Genomic DNA, 4,386 nt, shown 5'->3' with positions numbered 1-4,386 from the left:
TATAATTCATAGTGAGACCTCCGAGTAGATATTTTGTCCCTTTTAGCTGGCCAGCTTAGGACACATTTATCTTATCAAGAGGTCTTTTTTCTTTCAAATCGCATTTTCACTTATTACAGGAATGCTGTCACTTAATTATTTGTGTTATTAAACATAACCCTATATTACTCTTGGAATTATACTTTCTCATAGACTAACAGTACTGACTTTCCTAATAGCAACTATTCATTACTTTAAGTGACAACTTAAAATCCATACTCTTGCGTTTTAATCACATACCATTATTTACAATATTTATTGCTACTCTATAACGAATCGCTAAATGAAGCCACAAGGTTTTCACGATATTCTGGTTATTAATCTCTATTCACTATTAACTTCCTGAAATAGTTATTTAGTGTAGTGAGTATTTTTCTCTAGATGTTTTCATCATCCCAAGAAATTTCTAAATGCTCACTTTTTTAAACATACCTTCTTACCATTATAATAAATTCTAATCTTGTATTTAACCATCAAAAAACAGACAGAATACAAATTTTCTGTCTGTTTTGTTCATTTATTAGAATTCTTAAATACTAGTAATACTTGATGCCTTATCCACCTATAAAACAATCGAACTATCTCTATCTAATTAATTTAATTTTGCTTGTATGTTTCAATAATTACACCTTACCAAAGAGCATTAATTCACTAGATACTCTTTTTGATTAAGTCAAGGAGTTCATCAACTTGCTTCTGAAACTCACTTATTCTTTCTTCTCTTATCCTTCTTCGTTCTTCCATTATTATATTCATTGATTTACTTTGATTTATACTTCTGGGCCACTGATTAATATTAATTATCTTCTTGTACATCCTTACACACCACTTTTTAAAAAGGTCTTACAGTTCTTAGGGATAACAGAAGAAGTGAACTCCTTACCCAATCCTTGAATCGGTTGATCTTTTATTGCCTGTATCAAAGATGGATTAGAAAGCCAAGGGGCAATGCAAATTCACCAGTATATTCGGCAAGTTGCTGATTTATATATTTGCCCTTACTTCTTCCGCAGCTGCAGCTTTTTTCTAGGATATCCAGATTAAATATATCATTACATCCAAGACACAATAGAAGCTTCATTTGCATCCCTCAACCTTTATTAGTGTTCTTTTCCTCTTGAATGTGGGTTATTACTCTGGAGTCTTTTCTATACTCTGTTATTTTTTCAGTGATTAGCTTATTTTCAAACATGCCTCTTAACAGTCTATAGTTATTAGTTTTCATTTTAAAATTATAAGAGTCATCGAGAATTAGCTTCGCAAGTAACGTCATAATAAACTCTTCTTCCCCGAATTCCTTCAATCCATAGCCAAGCATCTTCTGTAAGAAACATCCGAAACTTTTCAGTAAGTATCTTTCCGAGTATTAGCTTCATCAATCCCATTTCATACCCATACAGTCGTTCTTTAATTTCAGGATTTTTCGTTAAAAATTTTTGAATGCTATTGGATTGTCAACATTAAATCAAACAGCTTTTTTAAGGGACGATTGTTTGTAGTCAATGGGGCTTACATAACCTAGTGTTCCATGGATTCGAAGCTTGTTATACCAGTTAACATAGTCACTGAATTCGAGTGTTAAATGTTCTAAACTATCAAATTTTATTTGGCTAATAAACTCCGTTTTAATGATTTTAAATGTAGCTTCCTGTAACTTTAAAATAAAGTTTGATCAAAAACGTTCGACAAATCCATATTTTACGGTAAAAGAAAAGAATCCATTTTGAAAAAAGATTGATCAAAATGGATTCTTTTCTTTTTGAATGAACATTCCTTTTTATAAAAAAGTTTAATTAAAACTCACATAGAATCCTTTAATCGAAAAGGAATAAAACGGTGCAACTTTTTTGTAAACGGTATAACTTTCTTTAAAACGGTACATCTTTTTTATAAACGGTACGACTTTATTTCAAATCCACAATTGTGTAGGTATTGACGAGAATAAATCATCTTTGGAGATTCTTGAACAAAAATTAAAGTTGCCAAGGTGGAACCCTTGGACCTATTCAAATTTCTACAAAAGCTGTGCAAAAATATGGAACGGTCCAATTAATAGATGTTTATGGGGGCAACTATAATGTGTTTCCATTGGGTTGAGTTAGGAATATCAATCTGAGAATGGGACTGGCATCAGTCATACATTTTATGCCTGAATTTTTTGAAAAAATAACGAATAACGAGTTTGACCCACATACAAAGTGGCCCTTGGATAAGCAAGTCATGGTTATCAAATGTTTAATAATCGTGAGGACGACTGTATAAAAGTCGTTTTAAAACCGTTATCCTATTAGTTTAAATGGATGAATTGAAAGTTAGCATAATTGCGAACCCTAAGCGAAATGTTGAATGGACTTCCACACTGTATATAGAAGTCTTTTTGTCTGTTATTATTTAGATTATTGGATAATTCAGCTCGTAACTTGGCTAGCAATAATATGGTGGTCTCAGTCCTATTTTTGGCATGGGCCAGGAATCCTCCATATAGACCATCCTTACTTTTTCATTTGAATGGTTTACTAGCAATAGCTTTACTTCTGGATTAAATTCATATCTCAAAATGGTAACCCCCTTCCATTAGGAATGTGTGGATTCTCCCCCATCAACATGAAGAACTTGACCAGTAACAAAACGAGAATCATCAGAAGCAAGATAGACAAAGGTTGGTGCGAGTTCAAATGGATGGGCAACTCGTTCCATTGGATTAAATGCTCCATATACAGCGACTTGGTCTGACGAGAAACTTGCTGAAATAAGTGGGGTCCAAATTCGGCCGGGGGCGACGGCATTGACTCGGATCCCTTGTTTCACGACATTTTTAGCCAAGGCACGTGTCCAACCAACTATTGCGCCTTTTGTGGCCGTATAATCAATCATTTGCTGCTCACCTACATACGTCACCACTGAAGAAGTGCCAATGATTGAGCTGCCTGGTTTTAAATGAGGAAGCGCTGCCCTTGTTGTGTAAAAATGAGAGTATATATTAACTTTGAAGGTGTCATCGAATTGCTCATCTGTAATGTCAAGCAGACTTAGTTGTTGGAATTGGATACCAACGTGGTTACAAAGAATATCGAGACGTCCAAACGTATTTACTGTTTGTTCTACAATGGAGATACACTGTTGTTTGTCTCGCAAGTCCCCAGGCATTAGAAAACAACGTTGTCCGAGTTGTTCAATCCTCGTTTTTGTTCTATTTGCATCCTCATGTTCATCTAAGTATGAAATAGCAACATCTGCGCCTTCTTTAGCAAACGCAATTGCTACTGCTGCACCAATACCACTGTCACCCCCTGTAATAAGTGCTACTTTTCCTGTTAACTTTTCACTCCCTTTATAGTTCGGGTTTTCGATAATTGGAAGGGGTACCATAAATTTTTCCACTCCGGGATGGCGCAGCTGGCGCTGTTCAGGTAAACTTATCGGAATTTCTTCGTAACGTGTGATTTTCCCATAGTTAGGGTACATGGGATAAGGTTGAGTTTTCATGTTCGCTTTAAACATTTGTTGCATTTGCTTTATTTGGTCTAATTGACGACTTTGATCCTTTTGCTCCATGGAAACCTCCTATAGAAATAATTTTCTTCTATAGAATGTTTATGTTGTTCACTACAAATAAATTAAAAAAGTGTGAAAAAAGTGGTTTACTTTCAACACAGAAGCTTATTCTTCCTCAAAAGAGACACCTTTTTTCTTTATTGAACTGACCTTTAGGACAAGGAGCTTTACTCAATATTCTACCCCTTTAACGGATCAACTTATTTTTACTTAACAGTTCTTTAATCCCGGCTACCTCAAGAATAGTACCTAAAAAAATAGGTCAACCAGAAAAAACCGGCTAACCACATAATACGATTTGACCCTATTGCTGAATAACAAAAAATACGTTTTGTTGTTCCACAAATTCTTAATATCATGAAGTAATTCTGTAGAGATGTTCAGTTTCCATTAACCAATCTCGGCGAGCAACGAGAGTTCTAAATGTGATAAAGTCGCTCTTTTTGCATCCTCTTTCAATTGATTCCATGGACTGTTTGTAGAACCTTCTGATACCTCGAAAAGTTGATTCACGCTCTCTTTTTGATTTTCATTAAGTAAGTTATGATAAATCATACGATAAGACCTTTTTCGAACATCATTGGCTGCATCTTTTAAAGTATTGTAGATGGGAAGTTCATATTTTTGATGTATTAGCTCTTCAATTGCTACATTGACTAGGTCAGTGTCAAGGCCGATTAAAACTTCCTCAAAATCGCCGGTTTAAAATTCCCCAGAAGGACCTTTCAGTCCTTCTGTTTTTGCGTACTCAAATGCTTCTCTTTTAGTCTGTAACTATCACCTTTCAAGTTA

Annotated in this window: 2 protein-coding genes and 1 pseudogene; 1 reads left to right on the top strand and 2 read right to left on the bottom strand. The window is 34.7% G+C overall.

The window, feature by feature from the left end:
* Positions 1-1,504: 1,504 nt before the first annotated feature.
* Positions 1,505-1,702, bottom strand: a complete 198-nt coding sequence (locus M3600_RS29485) for an IS3 family transposase (protein ID WP_396953856.1) — start codon at positions 1,700-1,702, stop codon at positions 1,505-1,507.
* A gap of 256 nt (positions 1,703-1,958) precedes the next feature.
* Between M3600_RS29485 and M3600_RS27990 the strand changes: the two are divergent.
* Positions 1,959-2,330 (top strand): annotated as a pseudogene (locus M3600_RS27990) (glutathione-dependent formaldehyde dehydrogenase); the annotation flags it as partial.
* Positions 2,331-2,613: 283 nt separating this feature from the next.
* Here M3600_RS27990 and M3600_RS27985 read toward each other — a convergent pair.
* Positions 2,614-3,594, bottom strand: coding sequence for an SDR family oxidoreductase (locus M3600_RS27985; protein ID WP_251648485.1), 981 nt, complete (start codon positions 3,592-3,594; stop codon positions 2,614-2,616).
* Positions 3,595-4,386: the final 792 nt, after the last annotated feature.

It is taken from the genome of Niallia sp. MER 6 (assembly GCF_023714395.1).
GTDB lineage: Bacteria > Bacillota > Bacilli > Bacillales > Cytobacillaceae > Niallia.
Note: the sequence above shows the minus strand (reverse complement) of the source record. Positions and strands in the feature narration are given on the sequence as shown.